Genomic DNA, 20,731 nt, shown 5'->3' with positions numbered 1-20,731 from the left:
CTTTAAAATTTCGCTTAAATTTCTCTCGATTTATAGGAATTTAAGAGTTTTTAAAATATATTTTCGCATCTTAAATTCACGGAAAAGATCATGCAAAATTTTCTCGACAAACTCACCGCCACAATTGACGCAATCAACTCCTTTTTGTGGGGTCCATACTTTTTGATCGCCCTACTTTGCGGCACCGGCGCGTATTTTACGGCACGCTTGCATTTAGTGCAAATTTTTAAATTTAGAATGGGCGCGCGCAAGCTTTTCGGCAACTTCTCCCTGCACGGCGAGGCTGCGGGTAAAAGCGGCATGAGCTCGTTCCAAGCCGTCGCCACGGCGATCGCGGCGCAGGTCGGTACGGGCAACCTCGTCGGCGCCAGCACCGCGTTAGTGATGGGCGGACCTGGCGCGATATTTTGGATGTGGTGCGCAGCGTTTTTGGGCATGGCGACGAATTTCGCCGAGATCTGCCTGGCTCAAATTTACCGCACCAAGGACGATAGTGGGCATATGATCGGAGGGCCCGCGTTTTACATCAGCCGCGGACTTAAAAGCCCCTTTGCCAAGCCTTTAGCGGCGTTTTTTGCGCTAGCCATCATCTTTGCTTTAGGCTTCATGGGTAATATGGTGCAGGCAAACTCCATCTCAGACGGCTTTAGCGGCGCATTCGGGATTCCGAAGTGGGTGAGCGGCGCGGCCTTAGCGCTCATCTGCTGCGTCATCTTTTTCGGCGGCGTCAAAGCAATCGCGCGCGTAGCCGAAAAGGTCGTGCCCATAATGGCGATCTGCTACGTGCTGGTGGGTCTCGTCATCATCGGCTCAAATTTCGATAAAATTCCATCCGTCATCGCGCTGATATTCAAAGCCGCGTTTGATCCATCCGCTGCCTGGGGCGGCGCTACGGGCGCTACGATCGCCACTGCGATGAGATACGGCATCGCACGCGGGCTCTTTTCAAACGAAGCGGGCATGGGCTCGACGCCGCACGCACACGCCGCGGCGAACGTCAAACACCCCGTAGATCAAGCCGTGCTCGGCATAATGGGCGTTTTCGTCGATACATTCATCGTGCTTAACATCACCGTTTTCGTCGTGCTTAGCACCGACGTAGTCGCCTTCGAAAACGGCAAGGCGGTATTTTCGGGCATCTCGCTGGTGCAAGAAGCCTTCGCATCGCAAATTTTAGGTCGCAGCGGCGGCTACGGCTTCGTGGCGATCTGCCTGTTTTTCTTCGCATTTACCACGATTTTGGGCTGGTATTACTTCGCCGAGATTAACGTGCGATACCTCCTGGGCGCAAAATTCGTCAAGCTCTTGCAAATTTTAGTCGTCGCATTCGTATTCATAGGAAGCGTGCAAAAGATCGACCTAGTCTGGGGGCTAGCCGATATGTTTAACGGACTGATGGTGATCCCCAACTTAATCGCGATCATCCTGCTTAGCCCCGTCGTAGTGCGGCTTTTGAGCGACTTTAACGACGGCAAAAGCTACGACGCAAACGACTACAAATAACGCCGCGCGCTAAATTTCAAGCTCGCACTTGAAATTTAGCGCAAAATCGCCGCAAAATTTAGAATTTTAAAATTCTTTTCTAGCTAAAATCCTAGCCTAAATTTTATGATCTAAGGAGAACGCATGCAAATTTTAAGGAGCGAAAAATGCCCTTTTTAAAGGCATTACTGACCGGGCAACCGCGCGCTTACGGCGACGAGCGCGCTACACAGCCTCTAAAAAAGCGCTGGGAGACGGCGATATTCAAGCAAGCTAGAGCGGGCGAAGTACGCGCGAATGAGCTTGGATTCGAGGGTGACGCGGTAGCCGACACGCTGCATCACGGCGGAGAGGAAAAGGCGATTTTTGCCAACTCGCTGCAAAATTACGCCGCGTGGGAGAGGTTTCTGGGGCTTAAAAATCTAGCTTACGGCGCAATGGGCGAAAACCTCACGATCAGCGGACTACACGAACAAAACGTCTGCATCGGCGATGTGCACCGCATAGGCTCGCTGGTGCTGCAAGTAAGCCAGCCGCGCAAGCCCTGCTACAAGCTCTCGATGCGCTGGGGCAATGCGGAGATGACGGCGGAGATCGCGCGCAGCGGACTTACCGGCTGGTACTACCGCGTGCTGGAGGCGGGCTCGTGCCGCGCGGGCGACGAGATCTACGTCGTAGAGCGCGACCCCGCTATGATGAGCGTGATGGAGCTTAATCGTCTATTTTACGGCGATCGCCTCGATGAAGGGCTGTTAGCAAAATTTAACCTACTTACGACGCTTACGCCAAAATGGCGCGAGGATATGCGCCGCAAGCTAGAAGGCAGCTACGATGACAGCTTTATGCGGCTATGAAATTTAGCCTCGAAGCGGCGCTATAAGATCAGCAAAGCAGCGCCACTCCTTGCTAGCTTTAAAACACACTCTTGGTGCGGATTTCAAAATACTTTCTTGCGAGCCAGCCTGCAAAATACTTTTTTGCTTGAGTATTTAAAACATCTTCTAGGCTTTCGGTATCAGCGCGCAAAACCACTTCTTAAGTGCGAGCCGTAAAATTTCAAAGCTGGAATTTTAATTTAATCCGCGCCGCACGCACGCAAATGCGATCTGTTCTCTGCCCTATTTTATGACATGATACAGCTACAAACGGAATTAAAAACGCAAATTTAACCGCGCTTAGAATTTAATCTTTTATGAAATCTAAATTTAGCCGCACATTCAAAGCCGCGCGCGCCGCTCTTTGTAAATTTTAAAATTTAAAAGCGGTAAATTTAATCCACTTGCTACGCAGCGAATTTTTCCAAAATTAAAAATCAAAAAAGTGAACTATTTTTACTCGCGCAACACACTCATCTCGCAAATTTAGCGGCGTGGCTCTTACGCTGGAAACGAGCTTCCTCAAAGCTTTGTAACGCACGCCAAATTAGACGTATCAGACGCTTCGCCAAGCGCCTTTCAAAGCTCATTTATAGCGCTCGCCATAAATAGAATTTTGCGTGGAATTTTCCGCGGCGCGGTAACAATTACGACCTTTAAGAGCGCGCACCGCAGCCCAAAAGCCTATTTAGCTTTTTAAAGCCGCGCGCCGTATGGCTCAAAGTCCACTTCCGCGCTCAATCAACTACCGTAATCCCCGCATCTGCGCAGGTTTTTCGCGCCTTTTTGGATATACCGATGCCGGTCGTTTCGATTTTTTTAAGATTAACGAATGGCGCAAGCTCGGCAGCATCGATATTTTTGATGTCAAAAAGCTCGTCCTCGCCGTCCCAATCAGGCGCGATTTGCAGGTAAATTTCATTTCCGCCGTCAAGATATAGCTCGCTCACCTGCTCCGCCAAATCTGCGGGAACCGGATAGTCCTTGAACCACTTTTTGGCTTGCGGTAGGGCGCCAAAATCCACATACGGATCGATACCGCGCTCCTCGCAGTATTCAAACACGTCAAATTTAGGCTGTAGCAGGGCTTTTTCGTACATCAGCTCGTTCATCACGGCGATTTTGAAATTGAAATTTTTAAACAGAAGCGTCTCGCCGACCGCGCGCGGAAGCTTAAATTTATCGCTCGGCTTTCGTTTTACCTTTTTTGCCTTTTGATTGATGCAGACGCGCCCTATCGGCATTTTCGCAGCTCGCACGATGTCTGCGATCTCGTCGGTGTCCCGCTTAGCGAAGCGCTCGGCGAAGTCCATCGCGCCTATGCGCTCCTGCACGGCCTCCGCGAGAGCTAGCGAAACTTCAAATTTGCCCAGGCTAAGCTCCAAAAATATATATGCACCGCGCAGCTCCTGCTCAGGCACGGCCTCAAGAGGCGGCCTGCCCTCAAGCGTGAACGCGCCGCCGTAGAGCTTGTGCGGAACCTCGTGCTGCACGCCCTTTGCGACCTCAAACATCAAAATCATCTCGGTAAGCTTCGGCTCTGCGAGCTCGCCTGTGCGCACGAAGGCGAAAATCCCCGCCTCATCCCAAAAATAGCGGCTTTTGCCCTCACCGTCATCGATCACGCGCGGCTGCCCCAAGGCTTCGTTAAACTTAGCTAGATCAAACTCACAGTTTACGCCGCCGATGAAAATGCCGTCCTGGCGCACATCGACGTCAAATTGATCCTTTTTAAAAATGCCAAACAGTCCCATTTGTCGCTCCTGATTTTGCCTTAAATTTCGTCTTAAAATTTTTCCAAAAACCCGTAAAAATCGTCCGCAAAAAGCCTATCCTCGCCCTGCGTGTAGTCGCGCACATATACGGAGTATTCGCACGGCGCGTCGTCTGCCCGCTCGCTCGCTATCTCTTTCGTCGCTCCGCTTGCTGCATCTCCTGCCGCTTCGCTTGTTGTTGCGCCCGCTGTTTTACACGTCGTTTCATCTGGCGCTTCTGCATTCATATTGCGCGCCACATCCGGCGATCTCTCCGCGCGCGCTTCGTCGCCAGGTGCCCTATTTTCCGCACCATCGGCTACCGTCGCGACGACCGTATCGCGCACTGTCTCGCTCGCAGCTTTGCCGCTCATGCTCTCCGCCGTCTTGCCGCGCGCCGTGTTTGGCGAGCCGTCCGCTATACCGCCGCCATCGCCTGCAGGCAAAATTTTAAAATAATACTCCTCGTCCTCGAGCTGCAAAAATACGAGCTCGTCCGCGGCGAATAGCCCGTTTTTGAGATTTATCTCATACGTGTAACAGATGTCGGCGTCGGCACTATCCGCAAACTCGGGCGGCGCGATCGTTTTTAGCTCCGTCCCTGCCGCGCTGACGCTGGCGTATCTTAGCAGCATCTGCTTATAGCTCGCAGGCAGCGCGAAACCGAGTCGCCGCTGTGCCTGCGCGATCCATGCGAGCTTTATGTCGCTGCGCCCCGCGGCTGCGATATTTTTAGATTTTTGAATAAGTTTTTCTATCGTTTTGATCCCGTTTCGAGCGAAAAATTTTAACGCCTTAGCGCACCAGACGCGATGTTTGCATAAACCCGCGGGCATTTGGCACGGCTTTGAAAATCTAAATTTAAAAGCTCGCGCAGATACAAAATCAAAGCGAGCCGTTTAAATTTTGAGCAGCCCACATCTAAATTTTAACCGCAAACGCGAACTGGCAGAGTTTTAGCGATCTAAATTTAGCGCTAAGCCCTAGCCAGCGCTATTACTTCGATCTCCACAAGCGCGCCTTTGGGGAGTTTGGCGACCTGCACCGTGCTACGAGCCGGCTTGTGCTCGCCGAACGTCGCTGCGTATATCTCGTTCACCGCGGCAAAATCGCCCATATCGGCCAGAAAAATCGTCGTTTTGACGGCATCCTGCAGCGTCGCGCCCGCCTCTTTCAAGATCGCGGCGAGGTTTTGCAAAACCTGCCTGCTCTGCGCCTCCACGCCGCCCGCGACGAACTCGCCGTCAGGCTTAAGCGCGATCTGCCCCGAGGTAAAGATAAGCCCGCCAGCCTTGATCGCCTGAGAGTACGGCCCGATGGCCTGTGCCGCATCGGGAGTTGAAATGATCTGCATAGTAAATCCTTTGTGAAAAATTTTGCCCATTTTATCGCAAAATATTTTAACTTTGTTTTAGGTGGCGGAATTTTGCAGGCAGGCGGGCGTGGATGCGGCAGGTATGATGAAATTTAATTGACGCGAGAGATTGCTAAATTTTGTTAGTATAAGCACAGCGGTGCAGTTATTATCGTGCAAATATAGAAAGCGATATGGCAGGGGCGGCTAGCGAAAAATAGCGAACCGTGGCGGCGAAACGGCAAAATTTAAAATATCCGATGGGTGTAGTAAAACAGCGTGTGGAAGTGCGGCTAAATTTAATCGCTGAGAGTGGATTTGGTAGTACGTACGGGCGGCACGGCGAAATGATCTATGGAGCGGTATTTTAAAATTTTGTGGGCATAAACATATAAAATTTCATAGCACGGGTACGATAGCATTGTGCACTCGGCAATACGACTACTCTATCGGCGGCGGGCAGACCGCATGAATGCATGGCGATACGACGAAATAGATATGGGTGGTGCAGTGGAATTTAACTGGCGCGAATGGGCGAAATTTCACTGGCGTCGTTACGGCAGTAAATTAAATTCCTTGCGGTAGCAAGATCATCAATGTCTCGACCGTCAAAATCAAACCGCCCATAGTAGTGATACAGGCGACGGGGCGGTAAAAGCAGCGCCAAAATCGCCACCATCGCGGCAGAAAGAACAGGGCCGTCATAAAAAAATCAGTGCGACACTGCGCAACACAATTAAAATCCTCGCAGTAGCAAGCGCGGCAACGAAGTTGTCGATGTAGCGGAGCAAAATCGACGATATCGAAACAACAAAATCAAGACCTCACGACAAGCGAGACCTCCGACGTAACGCCAATAGAATCAACATCGCAGCAGCGGGAAATTAGCGTAGTCGCGATAAGATCAGCACAACGCTACGGTAAAATCGGTACTATCTAAGCGAGACTGGCGCGACACTACAGCAAGATCTGCACTACTGCGGCAGTAAGATCAGCTTTATCGAATAAATCGACCAGGACTCATAAAATTTTACGTGAAATTTTATACGAAATCCTGTATAAAATTCTATGATTTTGGCTTGAAATTAACCCGCGATCGGCCCTCAACCGGTCTGTAATTAATTTGCAATCAGTCCGTAAAGTAGCTTTAAAATCGTGGCGGCAACGACGAGCAGAAGCATATTGCGCACAAATCTCACGTCGCATCTCATCACGAGGCTTGAGCCTGCGAAGCTGCCCGCGATCTGTCCGACCGCCATCACCGCTCCGACGAGCCATAAAATCTGCCCACCGATGATAAAAACGCCTAAAGAGACGATGTTTGAGGTGAAATTTAAAACCTTCGTGTGTGCGACCGCCTTTTTCATATAAAGCCCTAAAATTCCCACGAGTGCAAACGTCCAAAACGAGCCCGTACCTGGGCCGAAAAATCCGTCGTAAAACCCCAAAATAAGCCCGAAAATCGCGTAAAAGCTCTTTTTTGACATCTTGGGTTTGGCGGGCGCTTCGCCAAGGTTTGGCGAAAAAATCATATAAAAGAAAAGCGCCAGCAGCAGGATAGGAATGAGGTAGTTTAGGAATTTCGCATCGATTAGGAGCAGGACATAAGCGCCGACGAGTCCGCCTACGAACGTAAAAATCACGCCGTGCAAGATCTCCGCCGCATCGACATAGCCCTTGCGGATGAAATTTAAAGCGGCGGTGAAGCTTCCGAAGCTGCCTTGAAATCTATTTGTGGCGATCGCTACATGCGGCGGAACGCCCACGGCAAGCAGTGCAGGCAGCGAAATCAACCCGCCGCCGCCCGCGATCGAGTCGATAAATCCGCCGAAAAACGCCGCTGCAAAAAGCACCGCAAATTGCCAAAGCTCAAGCTCCATCTTTGTCCTTTTTTTTCAAAATTGTGCAGATCACTCTTTCAAACGTCTGCTAGAATCTGCATGATTACGATCACGAACCGCTCGTGCACCTAAAATGCGTACGAGCATCTGCTGAAATTACGTGCAATTACGATCGTAAAACCGCTCATACGCCGCAAAGTGCATACGGGCGCCTGCTAGAATTTCGTGAAATCCTATAAAATTTCGCGGAATTATATCGGATTTTGCTGCACGGCTCCCGCTTAAATTTTATGAAATTTATCGCGCGATTGCCGTTTTAGCTCCATGCAATTTATCGCGTCGCGCACAAGCTGCAAAATTTCATAAAAATTTAAGTAGCACAAGGCTGTGGAATTTTACCCAAATTCTACAAGACAGCCCTATAAATTTCGCGCAGCTATCCGTGAAATTTGCAGAATTTTATGAAGCGATCTTTTGCTAAAATTTTATGAAATTTCGACGCGCCGTACTCAAACGTACGGCAAATCCAACAAAACCAACCCTACTTATACGGCAATACATCGCAAAATTCCGCCGCACACCCGCACTAAAGCTCCATAAAATTTCATCGCCCCGCTTGTATCAAATAAAATTCCGCCGACTTACTTCGCAGTTTTATCTAAACTCGCGCTTAGTTCGGGTAAAATTTTATCTATCTCGCCGCTCTGTCCGAGGCGATACAGCGCGAAGTCGTATTTGATGGGATCGCTCGGATCGAAGCGCCTTAAGCTTTGCGTAAGCTGCAAAACTGCCTCAAAATCGTAACTCTTGCGATCGATCAGCCCAAGCTTAAGCGAAACTTTGTGCGTATGGGTATCGAGCGGGATGAGTAGGCGCGATTTTTCGATCTTTTTGTACAGCCCCAGATCGATGTCACTGTCGCGCACCGCCCAGCGCAGGAAAAGATTGTAGCGCTTATACGGCGACGTGGGCTTTTGCGCAAAGCCTCGACCGAAAAAAAACTCATACCCCGGGCTGCGGTGGGGATTTAATTTGTAAATTTCGCCGATTAAAAAATCTATTCCGTCTTCGATCCGTCCGCTTTTTTGCATACCGCAAAGCACGCTCTCTTCGATGCTAAGGCTATTTTTAAGCCGTTTTAAAGTTATAAAAATTTCAGCGACGTCGCGCGGGCTTTGAAATCTATATTTTTTGCCCGCAAGCTCCGTACTAATACGCTCATCGCTCCCGTCTAAAAGTGAAAAATCAAGCGAGCGGAGGAATTTTAAAATTTGAGCCGCGCTCCCATAAGCAAACAGCGCGCAGATGAGCGCTACGACGTCGTTTCGATGTCCCTTTGCGACCTGCAGCGGATCGGGTGCGCCGAAAAGATCCGCGTCGCAATTTTTCAAATCGGCGTAGTAATCTAAAATTTGCTTTAAGCTTTTCATTTTGCGTAGTAACTCATCGTCGTAGCGCCGAATTTGCGCGATTTAAGCAGCGCGAAATCGCCGATTTTAGGCGGCAGCTCAAGCTCGCTCATATGCTCGATCGCGATTAGCAGCTCGCACTGCGCGGAGCCCAGGCGCGCTATCAGCGCCAGCACCCGCTCGTAAATCTCGCCAAAGCCCTGCCTGATCGCAAACGGCGGATCCAGATAGACAAACACTCTGTGCGCGGGATCGGAGACGAAATTTTCACTAGAATTTACGGTATGGCTCTTGCTTGAATTTGCGACAGAGCATTCGCCTAAATCGTTTGCGGCAGCACTTTCGCCTAAACTGCAGGCAAAATTTTCGTGGGAATTAGCGGCGAAATTTTTTCTTGAACCGCGGGTTAAATTTACGCTTGGGCGTGAATTTTCTCTGCACTTGGGGCTAAATTTGCCGTCAGAATTCTCAGCAGAATTTTTTCTTGAATCATAGATGAAATTTGCGTTTGAATGTAAATTTTCTCCGTAGCTAGCGTTAAAATTTTCGCCTAAATTTAAGATTTCTTTCTCTTCGCAGCTCGCGCCTAAGCCCGTACCGCGATTTGCGTCAAAATTAGAGCTCTCGCCGCATTTTGAGCTTAAATTTACGTTGCAATTAACGGTCTCGGTGCCGCTCGCGTCGTATTTCGAAGCGCAGTTATCGTCAAACCTTTCGCTAAAGCTCACAGCGTCCGCAGCTAGCGAATTCACGCAGTATTTTATACTAGAAGCACCCGCATAATCGCCAATCTGAGCACAACCGCCAAAGCTCTCCATGCCTGCGCAATCAGCATTTGTACCGCTCTGCGCGCCATTTTGCGCGCTGTCAAGCACACTGCTTCGCGTGCCGCATTTAGCTAAATTTTTTACGCCGCTTTGCGTGCCGTCTTCCACTTTTACGCTTTGCGCGGCGCGGTATCCGTCCTCGCCCTGCTCTACGCTACTAAAGCTTTTGCGGCAGCTCTCTTTTTCGCCGTCTAAATTTTTGCGGTAGGTGGCGGCATGGTTTTTGTCTAAATTTTTGCCGCTCAAATTTAGCGAATTCGCGCCCGAGCGTCCATTCATATCCGTTTGCAGCTCGTGTAAAATTTCGGGCAGTCGTTCAAAGCAATCGCCCAAAATCGCATTTGCACCGAGCCCAAAAAGCTCGAAATTTTTCCGCATGATCTTATGCGCGGCAGCGTCCTTTTCGATCGCATAAACGTTTTTTGCGCCGTTGCTTAGCGCTTCAAGCGCCATCGCACCGCTGCCGCCGAAGCACTCGATAAACGCCGCGCCGCGCAACTGCGCTCGCCACGTATCGAAAAACGAGCCCTTTACGATGCTTTTCGTGCTGCGCGTGCTCGAAAGTGCGGGCAGAGCGAGCTTTTTGCCCCTATAAATGCCGCTTGAAATTTGCGTAAAGAGCGCGCCGTCAGGTTTGGAAAATTTAGCCATTTTGCCTTCTTAAAATTTCGATGATTTTTGCCTTGAACTCATCAAACAGCGCGCAAATTTCGGCTTCCGCCGCGTCGTATTCGCTCAGATCCCGCTTTAGCTCGCCTTGAAAATCCGCCAGCCTGGATAGCAGAGTATTCTTTGAAAACGGCAGCACCAAATCTCCGTCCTCGCCAATCAAAAATAGCGGTTTTGCCGAGCTTTGCGGCTTATCGCTTATCACAAAGTCGCAATCCTGCGCACTTGCGGCATGATCTTTTAAAAACAACTCCAGCGTCTTTTGCAAAATTTCGCAGTCGCAATCGATAAAAGCTCTCATCAAAGCCCCTTTTTAAATTTTATCATCTTAAATTTTTCGCCAAACTCAGCGCGCAGGTGATTGAACTGCAAAAGCGCGTTATGATAGCCCTTCTCGCCGCTTTTTTGCATAAAAAGCTCTAAAAGCTGGACCGCGCCGAAGTCTATGAGAGCCGCGATCTGTCTTTTAAAATCCGTCGTCGCAGCACCCACGTCCTCAAACGCAGCACGCAAAATTTCAAAATTTACGTCGTAGGTAAGATCGCTCTTGCCGTAAAAATCGCTTAAACTTTGCGCCTTAAAGAAGCTAAAAACCTCGTGGTTTCGGTAGATCCGCAGGCTAAAATCGCCGCTAGCGCCCATCTGTCCGTAATCGAAGGCTATGAAATAAAACCGCTGCGCACTGGCGCAAATTTCGCGCGCAAAGCGAAAATATCCGACCGGGATTTCGCCGCGCGATATGCCGAATCTGCGCGTGATGGTCAAAATTTCACCTTCTTTTATGGGGGCAAATTTTGCCGTGCCGCTCTCTATAAAAAGCATATTTTCGCCGTCCACCGCCTCGCATTTAAAGGCGTCGAAAAGCTCGTTCGCCACAAAGATCGCATCTTTAAATTTCGCCTCATGCGCGCTTGTGAAATGTTTTAGCGCGATCTCGTCGCCGAAGCTCTCCGCAAAACTCGCCCGCTGCAGCTCGCGCAGGCGCTCGTGCGGCTCGATGATCGCAAAGCTAAATTTATCAAGCGCCGCCACGCCGCCCAGCGTAAAGATAGCTTGCGCTATATCGCAAAGCAGCCGTCCGTCGTGCGAGCCGATCTCTACGATAGCGATTTTGGCGCTATCGTGCGAATTTCTTACAGGCGCAGCGTCTAAATTTAGCTCGCTCTCCGCAAGGTTTTGCCGCGACCTATTTGGGCTCGGCGCAGCGTCTAAGCTTAACTCTTGCGCCGCGCAAAAATCTTCGCTTAGGCGCAAAATTTCGCGCGCGATGCAGATCCCAAAAAAGCTTCCTACGCTTACGGCGGTGTAAAAATCGCCGCTCTTGCCGATTTTGGCGGCATTTGCGTAGTAGCTCTCGTTTAGCCAGCCCTCGAAAAAATCGCTAAATTTCACGCCCGCACTATCTCGTCCAGGCTCTTGCGTAGGCGCGCAAAACCCTCTTTGATCTCCGGTTTTTTGATATTTAGCGCAGGCAAAAATCTAAGGGTGCGCTTGCCGGATTTTAGGATCAAAAGTCCGTTTTGCAGGGCTTTGTTAAAAATCTCGCCCAGATTTTTTTCATCGCGCAGCACGAGGCCTTGCATCAAACCGAGCCCCACGCGCTTTTCGATCAGGCTAGGATAGTCTACGGCAACGGCATCCAGTTTTTTGATAAATCTTTTTATAGTCTTATCAAGCTTACCGCTCGCTTTTAAAAACTGAAGCTGCGAAAGCACCACAAGCGCCGTAGAGGTCGCCAAAAAGTTACCGCCGAAGGTGCTGCCGTGCTCGCCCGGAGCGAAAATGTTTTGCTGCGCCACGCACGCGCCGATCGGCACGCCGCCCGCAAGACCTTTGGCAAAGGTGATGATGTCGGGGCGGATGCCGTAAATTTGCGACGTCGCAAACTCGCCCGTGCGATATACGCCGCACTGCACCTCGTCGGTGATCAAAAGCAGCTTTTTCTCTTTCAAAACCGCCGCCAGCCTTTGCACGCTCGCCTTATCCAGAGGCTTGATACCTCCCTCGCCCTGGACTAGCTCGATCATCACGGCGACGCTGTTTTCATCGATATGCGCGATGATATTCTCGATATCGTCGAAAAATTTAAACCCGGGCATATAAGGCGCAAAAATTTCCGGATGAAATTTCTCCTGCCCGGTAGCTTGTAGCGTCGCTAGTGTGCGGCCGTGGAAGGAATTTCGCAGAGTTAGAATTTCAAATTTTTTATTAGGGAAATTTACGGTGCCGTATTTGCGCGCCATTTTGATTGCCGCCTCATTCGCCTCCGCGCCGGAGTTACAAAACACGGCGTAACTGCGATACCCCAAAAGCTCGCTAATCTTTTGAGCCAGGGCTTCTTGAGGCAGAATTCTATAGATATTCGAGCCGTGGATGATCTGCGCAGCTTGCGTGCCGATCGCTTCTAAGACGATTTCATTTGCGTGCCCCAGGCAGTTTACGCCGATACCCGCGCCAAAATCCACGTAGTCCTTGCCCGCTTCATCATAGACTATCGAGCCCTCGCCTCTTACTAGCGCTACGTTTACGCGCGCGAAATTATCCATCAAATAGTTCATTGTTTGTACTCCACTTTAGGCAGATGCCAAGATTTGTAATAAGCCACCATGCGAAACGCAACCCCCAAAACCAGCAAAATAATCACCGAAAAGGCGCCGCTAAGCCCCAACCCATCAAGCACGAAATATATCAAACCTACGCCCATACTTATCGTACCGTAAAGCCCGGTGCGCAAAAACCACGGCACTTCGTTCAGCAGGACATCGCGCAAGATGCCGCCGCCCACGCCGTTGCAAAACGCGATCAGCACCACGCCGAAAACGTTATGATTGTAGCTTAGCGCAACCATCGCCCCGACTATCGAAAAGCTTACGACGTCGATCGCATCGGTTAGAATAAATAAAAATTTACCCTCCAAATCGCGATTCTCGTAAAGTTTGGCAAAAATAGCTACGACGCTTACCGCAAGCACGATGGTTACGGGCACGTAGTGCGTGAATGAGTAGATCTCGCGACTTACCAAGGTGTCGCGCATGATCCCGCCGCCAAGCGCCGTCAAAAACGCCGCGATAAAGATCCCAAGCCAATCGCAGCCCTTCTTAACGCCGAATAAAAATCCGCTAAGCGCCGCCGAAGCGATGCCTACGCACTCCGTAAGCTCTAAAATACTCATATCATAAACCGCTAAAATCCTTTTAAAAACGCATTTTACAACAACTAAATATAAATTTGGGTAAAGCGTAGCTGGTAAAATTTAGGAGCGGCGGGAGAAATTTTGACTCGGCGGATAAAATTTGAGCGCGGCGAATTAAAATTTTACGAGATAGAATTTTGCGAGACAGAATTTCGCTAGGTAAAATTTTATGCGGCAGAATTCTACGCGGATAAAATACGGCGCCGTCAGGGCGCAAATATAAAATTTAGACTTGAAATTTATAAACGGCTGCGGAGATAAAATTTCATAGAATTTTATCGCAGTTAAACTACAGCGTCGCGGCCTAGCAAAAATTTTAGTTTGAAATTTTCAGCATCTGCGCGCTAGAAAGAATTTAACGCTACAAAGTCGGCTCTATACTTATGCCAACGGCACATAAATTTTGATTTGAAATTACGCCTCGTTTTTGGCGCCGTGTTGTGCCGCTATAAAATTTTATGAAATTTTACGACGACCTAACCCGCGCGGAATTCTACGTAAAATTTTAAAATTTAGCGGTCGAATTCTGCATAGAATTTTACGCCGAACCCCGCTAAATTAGCGCAGCCGCTCTTTTAAAATTTCCCAAATGCCGGGTATTGCCAGCAGTCCATTATGCGGCGCGGCGGCTATTTCATAAAATAGATCGCCCGCCTTAAGAGATCCCGTAAGATCATACGAGTGATGCACCGGTATCAGCTCGTCGGCGGCGCCGTGGATGAGCGTGATCTGCGTCCTGCGTGCCGCTTGCAAAAATTCCGCGGTCGGAATCTTATAGCGGATCAAAAATTTCGGCACGAAGGGGATTTTTTCGTGCGCGAGCCGCTCGAAGCTAAAATAGGGCGCGAGCAAAATCAGCCGCGCCGCGTCCCACTTCGCAGCCTGCTGTGCCGCGATGCCGCTTCCGATCGAGTAGCCGATCATCGCGAGCCTCTTGGGCGAATGCTGCGCCAAAACGTAGCGGCTCATCGCATCGGCGCTCGCAAAAAGCTGCTGCTGCGATGAAATTTTGCCGTCCGATTTGCCGTAGCCCGGGTAATCGAAAATATAAAAATCGTATCCCAAAGCCGCAAAATCCGCGCCGTATGCGCCCCAGCCGCTCACGTCGCCAAAGTTGCCGTGAAAGAACAAAATCGCGCCTTTAGGCTCTGCCGCGCTAAATTTCAGCCCGTTTATCGCCCCGCCCTCAAATGGGATATTGATCTCTTGAAATTTTATCGCAGCGGCGTTTGCGTTATTGCCCGCATCGCCGTTTCCTGCGGCATTTTCGCCGACGCGCTCGCCGCTAGTTTGAGCGCTTTTGTTTTTGATCTCGCCCGCAGCGGCGCCGTTTTCCTTTACGCCGCCAATCGCCGAAGCGTTTTCGTCAGCGACGCTGCTTGTAGAGGCGCTATTTTTCATAGCGAACATCGATGCCTCTAAATGCTCGCCGTTCTCTGGCGCATTCACAAGTCCTGCAAATTCGGAATTTTCAAAGCTAAATTTGAAGTTTTTATCTAACGGCTCGCCCAAAAATATCAGCCGCTCCTGAAAGATATAAAGTCCCGCCGCGATCGCTACATAAAGGCACGCCGCGGTAACGCACAGTCTAAGTAAAACCCTCATCGCCGTCCTTTAAATTTAAAACCGAGGCACAAAACGCGCAAGACGCAAAAAGCGCCTCGCCGCTAAGCTTTAAACTCGCTCAAAAACCATTGAAATGCCAAGATCAGCCCCGGCGCGCGCACGATCTTTTCGTCAAACATAAACTCTCGCGCTTTGGCCGCAGGCAGGTAAAAAAGCTCGATCTTCTCGCCGTCCACGCCGCCGCCGCGACCTAGCTTCATCGATTCGTCGATGCACGCGAAGTATAAAATTTGACGGTTCGCCGCAAAGCCCAGGGCGCTGTAGTAGCTCGTAATAAATTTCAGATCTTTCACGGTGTAGCCCGTTTCTTCGAGCACCTCTTCGATCGCCGTTTGCTCCTCGCTGATGCCCTTGTCTAAAATGCCAGCGCAAAGCTCATAGGTGTAGCCCTTTTCGGGCGAGTTGATTAAGCCTTCCTCTTGATAAAACCATACGCTGGGGCGAAACTGCTTGACGAGCAAGAGCGCGTCGCGCTGCGTATGGTAGAGCAAAATCGAGACGCTATCGTGCACCTTGACGCAGTCCCACGCGCGCGCTACGCCGTCCATTTCGAAATTTAAGCGAAAGGGTTTAACGAAATTAGAGCTTTTAAGCTCGGAAATTTTAAAATTTTTTATAGTAGTATCCATGTCGCAAGTCCTAAAAAGCTGAAAAATCCCACGATATCCGTTACTGTGGTAAGCAGTACGGAGCTGCCGACGGCGGGGTCGATATTTAATTTTTTAAGCGTGATCGGAATAACGGCGCCAAAAAGCCCCGCAAGAGTTAAATTTAGAACCATCGACATCGCAATTACCAACCCCAAAAGCTTAATGCCGAACCAAAAATACGCCACAAACCCCATCAGCGTGGCAAAAATGAGGCCGTTTATGAAAGCGATCGTGATCTCGCGAAAGAGAACCTGCTTTTTGTCTTTAAATGCTATCTCGCCCAGGGCTAGGCGGCGCACGGTTACCGTAAGCGCCTGCGTGCCGGTGTTACCGCCCATGGAGGCGACTATTGGCATAAGCACGGCGAGTGCGACCAGCTTTTCGATAGTGGCGTCAAAAAGTCCGATGATCGTGGAGCTTACGATCGCCGTGCATAAATTTACCGCTAGCCACAAGGCGCGCGCGCGACCCGCCTTAAAGATCGTCGTCTCATCATCCTCCGCTTCGTCATCGACGCCCGCGAGGTTGTAAATTTGCTCGGTGGCGCGCTCTTGGATGAGATCGTGGATATCGTCGGCGGTGATACGCCCGATGAGTATGCCGTTAGCATCGACAACAGGGATGACGTTAAGGTCAAATTCTTCAAAATCCTTGATCACGTCGTCGATCTTATCGGTATCGGTGGCGAAGTGGATTTTATTTTCGGCGCCGAATTTTTGTGAAATTTGCTCCAACGTGAGTGAAAAATCGTATAAAATCAGATCGGACGTCGAAAAGGTAGTAAGCAGATGTCCCTTTTTATCGAGCACAAAGAGCTGAAAGACGTTCTCGATCTCGTCCTTTTCGCGCATAACGCGCAGCATCTCAACCGCCTGCCCCAGGGTCTGATCTTGCCTCGCGCTAAAGACCTCGGTCTGCATATACGCGCCCGCCTCATCTTCGCTATATTTGGAGATAGTAAGAATGTCGTGGCGATCGTCCTCGTCAAGCCCATAGAAAATCTGCTCGGCCTTGTCCTCGTCGATTTCGCCGATGTTTTGCAAAAGCTCTGCCTGATCGTCGCTTTCGAGCTCCTCAATCGCTTTTACGATCTTTTCGTGAGGCAGAGTTTCGATGACGTCTTCGAGCATATGCTCGGGCATCTCAAGCGCAGCATCGGCAAGATCCTCAGGATCTAGCTTTTTTAAGAATTCTACGTATTTTTCTTCGTCATGCTTTTTTAGAGTTTTTAAATGCTCCGTAAGATCGGCGGCACTCAGCTCATGCTCAAGCGTATCGCCTAGATGCGCATCAAGAAGCGCTTTGGCTTCCTCGACGTCGTCCAGCTGCTCTTTATTTTCCATTTTCAGCCTTAATTTATCGTGATAAGCGACTCGTAGTTTTCAAATTTAGCAGGGTTTTTTGAGCCGTCTTTAGCTGCAGCCATTCTAGTGTCCATATCTTTGACGAGAGCTTTAAATTTAAGCTCCTCAGCGCTTATAACGTTAGTTTTTTCAATCTTGACTACCTTAAGCGGATCTATCGCCTGCTTATTTTTATAAAGTCCGAAGTGCAGATGCGGTCCAGAACTAAGCCCAGTCGAGCCCACGTAGGCGATTAACTGACCTTGCTTGACACTAACGCCTGCTTTTGTACCGCTAGCAAAGCCGCTAAGATGCGCATAAAGCGTGCTAATGCCGCCGCCGTGGTTGATCTCTACGGTGTTGCCGTAGCCGTTTTTACGCCCTACAAAGCTAATCTTGCCCGCCCCTGCGGCATTTACTCTAGTGCCTTTGGGGGCTGCATAATCCACACCCAGATGCGCGCGATATCGCTTTAAAATCGGATGAAATCTTTTAGGAGTAAAATAAGATGAAATTCTGGTATAAACAAGCGGCGTAATTAGCAGAAAAGATTCGACCTTTTTACCGCTTCGGTCGTAGTATTTATCATCGAAAAAATATAGCGATTTGGGCTTTTTATTTTCCTCGATCATTCCTGCGGTGATATTTACTCCGCCAAAAGGCTTGCCAAGGCGCGTTTTTTGCTCGTATAGGATCACAAGCCGATCGCCCTTTTGCAGCTTTTTAAAATTTACCTCATTTTTAAAAACAAGCATAAACTCATTCGCTAAAGCCGCATTGCCCGTAGCTTTGATGATGTCTTGATAGGGCGAGCTTTCGATCTGAATTCCTAAAGAGTAGCTGTTTTCCTCATAAACTATCGGAGTATAAACGAATCTAAAAGTGCCGAATTTATCGCGGTAGATGTGGATCTGAAGCTCCTCGCTGACAGGGATTAGCAGCTGAGAGACGCGACCTGCTGGATCACGCAAAATTTGACACTCCACGCCTGCGCGCACCTCAGCAGCAAGCTCCTGATCCTCTTTATCCAGGTCGTAATATACAGATGCGGGGATGCCCGCAGTTTCCATAAATTGCAGCAGACTTACGCCATCGGGCCAGGCAAACTTCTCTACGCTGGGGTTGTTCGCAAAAACTACGCCTATCCACAGAAAAAGCAATATAAAAATTCTAGTCATATAAAACCGCTTTGAAATATTATTTTAAGGCGGGATTGTAACGAAAAAACGCTTATATTTCGTAAATACCGCGGAATTTTATCGCTAATTTCAAAGTTTTATGTATAATTAGCCGAAATTTTATTCAGGAGCAGAATTTTGAAAAAAGCTTTACTTATTTTAGGTCTATTTTTAAGTGCGGCGATAGGGGCGGAATTTAATATGCCTCGATACGAAACCGCCCTACTTAGCGTAAAGGATGGTTCGGGCGAGATCACAGATAGCCCTACGATCGCCGTAGGCAGCAGTGGAGTGGTGATGCATAATTTCGGTAGCGGCGCGAGCTCCATCATCGCACGTGCCGTCGTGACGCAAAAAAGCGCAGGCAAGGCAAAGGTGCGATTTGAGGTTTTTGATATGTTAGCTCAAGAGGCGCTGCCACTGCCTAAAATTTTACCCTCAAGCGGCGATAAAGTGATCTTAAATTTCCTCTATGACCGCGCCATAATCGTCGCGCCTAACGCTGAAATTTACGAGCAGGTTATCAAGGCTTTCCCTAATATAAATTTTATCCACCCAGATCTTGGCGGCGCCTATCTTAGCTATAACCACAAGCCAAATCCCAGCCGCGACGATTTTCGTAAAATTTGCGCGCAAAACAGCGCCGGACTGATTTTTATCGCGATGGATAAACAAGGCGTATTTGCCGACTGCGGTAGTTTCAAGCCTTTGCGTACGTTTGCTAGCGGCAGCGTGGCTTATTATCAGCTGCCATTTTACTCACGCGTGGGCGAGATAAAGACCGTCATTTGGGACTTTACTAATGGCCCGATCAGCGATTACGACAAACACTACCGCTATTTGCTAGGCTTAGATGGCGACGAATAGCGCTGCGCGAGCGTTTTTTACAAATCTATTAGGCGCGGATAACGCCTATTTTGATGAGGCTCATCGCACGGCATACTGCTACGACGCGACGAAAAGGCGCTGCCTGCCGGACGGCGTGCTTTTCCCGCGAAGTGAGGACGATGTCAGTCAAATTTTAAAATTCTGCAACGAAAATTTAATCCCCATAGTTCCAAGAGGCGCAGGTAGCGGTTTTACGGGTGGATCTTTAGCCGCAAACGGCGGAGTAATTTTAGCATTTGAAAAACATATGAATAAAATTCTAGAAATCGACATGCAAAATCTACTCGCCGTAGTCCAACCCGGCTGCATAAATATCGATCTGCAAAAAGCAGCCGCAGCGCGCGGGCTTTTTTATCCGCCCGATCCCGCAAGCCAGGATTATTCCACGCTAGGAGGCAATGTCGCCGAAAACTCCGGCGGTATGCGCGCCGCAAAATACGGCATCACCAAAGACTACGTAATGGCACTGCGTGCGGTACTGCCTAATGGAGAGGTGATCCGAGCGGGCAAACGCACTATCAAAGATGTCGCAGGCTTCAACGTGGTAGGAATTTTAATCGCAAGCGAAGGCGCGCTTGCCGTCATCACCGAAATCACGCTCAAACTAATCCCAATGCCAAAGCTTAAAAAGACCGCGATGGGCGTTTTTCCTAGCGTAGATGCAGCAATGAATGCCGTGTATAAGACAATGGCAGCCGGTATCACGCCCGTGGCGATGGAATTTTTAGACGCGCTGTGCATAGCCGCGGTCGAGGAGAAATTTCACAAGGGCTTGCCGAAGGGCGCGGGCGCGATTTTGATCTGCGAAACAGACGGCAATTTAGAAGCAATGCTTTTGGAGGAGCTCGCGCTCATAAAAGAAATTTTCGTTCAAAACGGCGCGAGCGACTTCCGCATCGCAGAAAGCGAAGAAGAGCGTGCGGGCATTTGGTTTGCGAGGCGCAACTGCTCGCAGGCAATCAATATCTACGGCACGCTTAAGCTAAATGAGGACATCACCGTCCCGCGCTCGCAGCTGCCCGAGCTACTGCGCCGTATCGCGCGCATCGGCGATAAATACGGCGTGCGCGTGCCCTGCTTCGGGCACACGGGCGACGGCAATGTCCACACCAACGTCATGGTCGCCGACAAAAAAGATGAAGCTCAGGTGCGACGCGGACATGACGCAATCACCGAAATTTTCAAAGCTGCAGTTGATCTTGGCGGTACGCTCAGCGGCGAGCACGGCATCGGACTAAGTAAGGCGGAATTTATGTCACTAGCTTTTAGCGCAGCAGAGATGGAGCTATTTCGCGCGATCAAAAGGGCGTTCGATCCAAAAGGTATCTTAAATCCCGGAAAAATGGGGCTTTAAATTAGGATCGTCATCCAACTTCTACGGTGATTTGAAATCGATTTATCCCACTTATCTCATCTAAAATTTTACTTTCTTACAATATGCCTACTTAAAATTTATCTTGCTTGCAATTTAGCTTATTTACAGGCTACTTCGAGTTAGTTTTAAGCTTGATCTACCCATTTACAGATCGATTTTGCTTGCTTTGCGATGAATAATTTTACTTGTTTATTGACAGATTTCATCCACTTGATAATTGATTTTACTTACTTCGCAGATTGATTACCTCGTGCGATCTTCTTCGGA

The 20,731-nt window shown here is 49.4% G+C and carries 19 protein-coding genes and 1 pseudogene; 4 read left to right on the top strand and 16 right to left on the bottom strand.

What is annotated here, in order from left to right; translation table 11 throughout:
• Positions 1-90: 90 nt before the first annotated feature.
• Together Q0380_RS09840 and Q0380_RS09835 are read left to right on the top strand one after the other, a co-directional pair.
• A complete protein-coding gene (locus Q0380_RS09840) occupies positions 91-1,503 on the top strand; it encodes a sodium:alanine symporter family protein (RefSeq protein WP_298963252.1) in 1,413 nt (470 codons plus the stop codon).
• A 146-nt stretch (positions 1,504-1,649) separates the two neighbouring features.
• On the top strand, positions 1,650-2,336 hold the full coding sequence (locus Q0380_RS09835) for an MOSC domain-containing protein (protein ID WP_298963249.1): 687 nt from the start codon (positions 1,650-1,652) through the stop codon (positions 2,334-2,336).
• A gap of 758 nt (positions 2,337-3,094) precedes the next feature.
• Here Q0380_RS09835 and Q0380_RS09830 read toward each other — a convergent pair.
• The 16 genes and pseudogenes from Q0380_RS09830 to Q0380_RS09760 all read right to left on the bottom strand — a co-directional run bounded on the left by Q0380_RS09830 (position 3,095) and on the right by Q0380_RS09760 (position 18,201).
• Positions 3,095-4,111, bottom strand: a complete 1,017-nt coding sequence (locus tag Q0380_RS09830; RefSeq protein ID WP_298963246.1) for a hypothetical protein — start codon at positions 4,109-4,111, stop codon at positions 3,095-3,097.
• A gap of 32 nt (positions 4,112-4,143) precedes the next feature.
• Positions 4,144-4,947 (bottom strand): hypothetical protein, encoded by an 804-nt coding sequence (locus Q0380_RS09825; protein WP_298963244.1) that lies wholly within the window; start codon positions 4,945-4,947, stop codon positions 4,144-4,146.
• Positions 4,948-5,087: 140 nt separating this feature from the next.
• Complete coding sequence (locus Q0380_RS09820) at positions 5,088-5,465, bottom strand: RidA family protein (RefSeq protein WP_298963241.1); 378 nt, start codon at positions 5,463-5,465, stop codon at positions 5,088-5,090.
• Positions 5,466-6,032: 567 nt separating this feature from the next.
• Positions 6,033-6,170 (bottom strand): hypothetical protein, encoded by a 138-nt coding sequence (locus Q0380_RS09815; protein ID WP_298963238.1) that lies wholly within the window; start codon positions 6,168-6,170, stop codon positions 6,033-6,035.
• 413 nt (positions 6,171-6,583) lie between these two features.
• Positions 6,584-7,345 (bottom strand): TSUP family transporter, encoded by a 762-nt coding sequence (locus Q0380_RS09810; protein WP_298963235.1) that lies wholly within the window; start codon positions 7,343-7,345, stop codon positions 6,584-6,586.
• A 602-nt stretch (positions 7,346-7,947) separates the two neighbouring features.
• Positions 7,948-8,736, bottom strand: coding sequence for a TIGR02757 family protein (locus Q0380_RS09805; RefSeq protein ID WP_298963232.1), 789 nt, complete (start codon positions 8,734-8,736; stop codon positions 7,948-7,950).
• Positions 8,733-9,533, bottom strand: a complete 801-nt coding sequence (locus Q0380_RS10555; RefSeq protein WP_366806699.1) for an RsmD family RNA methyltransferase — start codon at positions 9,531-9,533, stop codon at positions 8,733-8,735. The genes Q0380_RS09805 and Q0380_RS10555 overlap by 4 nt, the downstream gene beginning before the upstream one ends.
• A 285-nt stretch (positions 9,534-9,818) precedes the next feature.
• A pseudogene (locus tag Q0380_RS10550) lies at positions 9,819-10,193 on the bottom strand (RsmD family RNA methyltransferase); the annotation flags it as partial.
• Positions 10,186-10,512, bottom strand: a complete 327-nt coding sequence (locus Q0380_RS09795; protein ID WP_298963225.1) for a hypothetical protein — start codon at positions 10,510-10,512, stop codon at positions 10,186-10,188. The gene Q0380_RS09795 and the pseudogene Q0380_RS10550, both read right to left, overlap by 8 nt.
• Complete coding sequence (locus tag Q0380_RS09790; protein ID WP_298963222.1) at positions 10,512-11,603, bottom strand: SAM-dependent methyltransferase; 1,092 nt, start codon at positions 11,601-11,603, stop codon at positions 10,512-10,514. Before Q0380_RS09790 ends, Q0380_RS09795 begins: the two co-directional genes overlap by 1 nt.
• Positions 11,600-12,769: an aminotransferase class III-fold pyridoxal phosphate-dependent enzyme gene (locus Q0380_RS09785; protein WP_298963219.1), complete on the bottom strand. Its 1,170-nt coding sequence runs from the start codon at positions 12,767-12,769 to the stop codon at positions 11,600-11,602. The genes Q0380_RS09790 and Q0380_RS09785 overlap by 4 nt, the downstream gene beginning before the upstream one ends.
• Complete coding sequence (locus tag Q0380_RS09780; protein ID WP_298963216.1) at positions 12,766-13,383, bottom strand: TRIC cation channel family protein; 618 nt, start codon at positions 13,381-13,383, stop codon at positions 12,766-12,768. The genes Q0380_RS09785 and Q0380_RS09780 overlap by 4 nt, the downstream gene beginning before the upstream one ends.
• Positions 13,384-13,962: 579 nt before the next feature.
• Entirely contained in the window at positions 13,963-15,009 is a 1,047-nt protein-coding gene (locus Q0380_RS09775; RefSeq protein WP_298963214.1) for an alpha/beta fold hydrolase, read from the bottom strand.
• Positions 15,010-15,071: 62 nt separating this feature from the next.
• Complete coding sequence (locus Q0380_RS09770; protein ID WP_298963211.1) at positions 15,072-15,659, bottom strand: NUDIX hydrolase; 588 nt, start codon at positions 15,657-15,659, stop codon at positions 15,072-15,074.
• Complete coding sequence (gene mgtE, locus Q0380_RS09765) at positions 15,644-17,023, bottom strand: magnesium transporter (protein WP_298020695.1); 1,380 nt, start codon at positions 17,021-17,023, stop codon at positions 15,644-15,646. The genes Q0380_RS09770 and mgtE overlap by 16 nt, the downstream gene beginning before the upstream one ends.
• Positions 17,024-17,031: 8 nt before the next feature.
• A complete protein-coding gene (locus Q0380_RS09760; protein WP_298963208.1) occupies positions 17,032-18,201 on the bottom strand; it encodes a peptidoglycan DD-metalloendopeptidase family protein in 1,170 nt (389 codons plus the stop codon).
• Positions 18,202-18,339: 138 nt separating this feature from the next.
• Between Q0380_RS09760 and Q0380_RS09755 the strand changes: the two genes are divergently transcribed.
• Both Q0380_RS09755 and Q0380_RS09750 read left to right on the top strand, forming a co-directional pair.
• Positions 18,340-19,068 (top strand): plasminogen-binding N-terminal domain-containing protein, encoded by a 729-nt coding sequence (locus Q0380_RS09755; protein ID WP_177386883.1) that lies wholly within the window; start codon positions 18,340-18,342, stop codon positions 19,066-19,068.
• Positions 19,055-20,443 carry an FAD-linked oxidase C-terminal domain-containing protein gene (locus Q0380_RS09750; RefSeq protein ID WP_298963206.1) on the top strand — a complete coding sequence of 463 codons (1,389 nt, stop codon included), beginning with the start codon at positions 19,055-19,057 and terminating at the stop codon, positions 20,441-20,443. Before Q0380_RS09755 ends, Q0380_RS09750 begins: the two co-directional genes overlap by 14 nt.
• Positions 20,444-20,731: the final 288 nt, after the last annotated feature.

Origin of the sequence: uncultured Campylobacter sp. (assembly GCF_937959485.1) — a bacterium.
Taxonomy (GTDB): Bacteria; Campylobacterota; Campylobacteria; order Campylobacterales; family Campylobacteraceae; genus Campylobacter_B.
Note: the sequence above shows the minus strand (reverse complement) of the source record. Positions and strands in the feature narration are given on the sequence as shown.

What these genes read in the sequence shown, in the direction of transcription:
- Q0380_RS09785 (WP_298963219.1), bottom strand. Translation starts at nt 12,769, where the DNA reads ATGAACTATTTGATGGATAATTTCGCGCGCGTAAACGTAGCGCTAGTA.
- Q0380_RS09835 (WP_298963249.1), top strand. Translation starts at nt 1,650, where the DNA reads ATGCCCTTTTTAAAGGCATTACTGACCGGGCAACCGCGCGCTTACGGC.
- Q0380_RS09805 (WP_298963232.1), bottom strand. Translation starts at nt 8,736, where the DNA reads ATGAAAAGCTTAAAGCAAATTTTAGATTACTACGCCGATTTGAAAAAT.
- Q0380_RS10555 (WP_366806699.1), bottom strand. Translation starts at nt 9,533, where the DNA reads ATGGAGAGCTTTGGCGGTTGTGCTCAGATTGGCGATTATGCGGGTGCT.
- Q0380_RS09795 (WP_298963225.1), bottom strand. Translation starts at nt 10,512, where the DNA reads ATGAGAGCTTTTATCGATTGCGACTGCGAAATTTTGCAAAAGACGCTG.
- Q0380_RS09775 (WP_298963214.1), bottom strand. Translation starts at nt 15,009, where the DNA reads ATGAGGGTTTTACTTAGACTGTGCGTTACCGCGGCGTGCCTTTATGTA.
- Q0380_RS09750 (WP_298963206.1), top strand. Translation starts at nt 19,055, where the DNA reads ATGGCGACGAATAGCGCTGCGCGAGCGTTTTTTACAAATCTATTAGGC.
- Q0380_RS09760 (WP_298963208.1), bottom strand. Translation starts at nt 18,201, where the DNA reads ATGACTAGAATTTTTATATTGCTTTTTCTGTGGATAGGCGTAGTTTTT.
- Q0380_RS09840 (WP_298963252.1), top strand. Translation starts at nt 91, where the DNA reads ATGCAAAATTTTCTCGACAAACTCACCGCCACAATTGACGCAATCAAC.
- Q0380_RS09780 (WP_298963216.1), bottom strand. Translation starts at nt 13,383, where the DNA reads ATGAGTATTTTAGAGCTTACGGAGTGCGTAGGCATCGCTTCGGCGGCG.
- Q0380_RS09825 (WP_298963244.1), bottom strand. Translation starts at nt 4,947, where the DNA reads ATGCCCGCGGGTTTATGCAAACATCGCGTCTGGTGCGCTAAGGCGTTA.
- mgtE (WP_298020695.1), bottom strand. Translation starts at nt 17,023, where the DNA reads ATGGAAAATAAAGAGCAGCTGGACGACGTCGAGGAAGCCAAAGCGCTT.
- Q0380_RS09830 (WP_298963246.1), bottom strand. Translation starts at nt 4,111, where the DNA reads ATGGGACTGTTTGGCATTTTTAAAAAGGATCAATTTGACGTCGATGTG.
- Q0380_RS09810 (WP_298963235.1), bottom strand. Translation starts at nt 7,345, where the DNA reads ATGGAGCTTGAGCTTTGGCAATTTGCGGTGCTTTTTGCAGCGGCGTTT.
- Q0380_RS09820 (WP_298963241.1), bottom strand. Translation starts at nt 5,465, where the DNA reads ATGCAGATCATTTCAACTCCCGATGCGGCACAGGCCATCGGGCCGTAC.
- Q0380_RS09815 (WP_298963238.1), bottom strand. Translation starts at nt 6,170, where the DNA reads ATGACGGCCCTGTTCTTTCTGCCGCGATGGTGGCGATTTTGGCGCTGC.
- Q0380_RS09770 (WP_298963211.1), bottom strand. Translation starts at nt 15,659, where the DNA reads ATGGATACTACTATAAAAAATTTTAAAATTTCCGAGCTTAAAAGCTCT.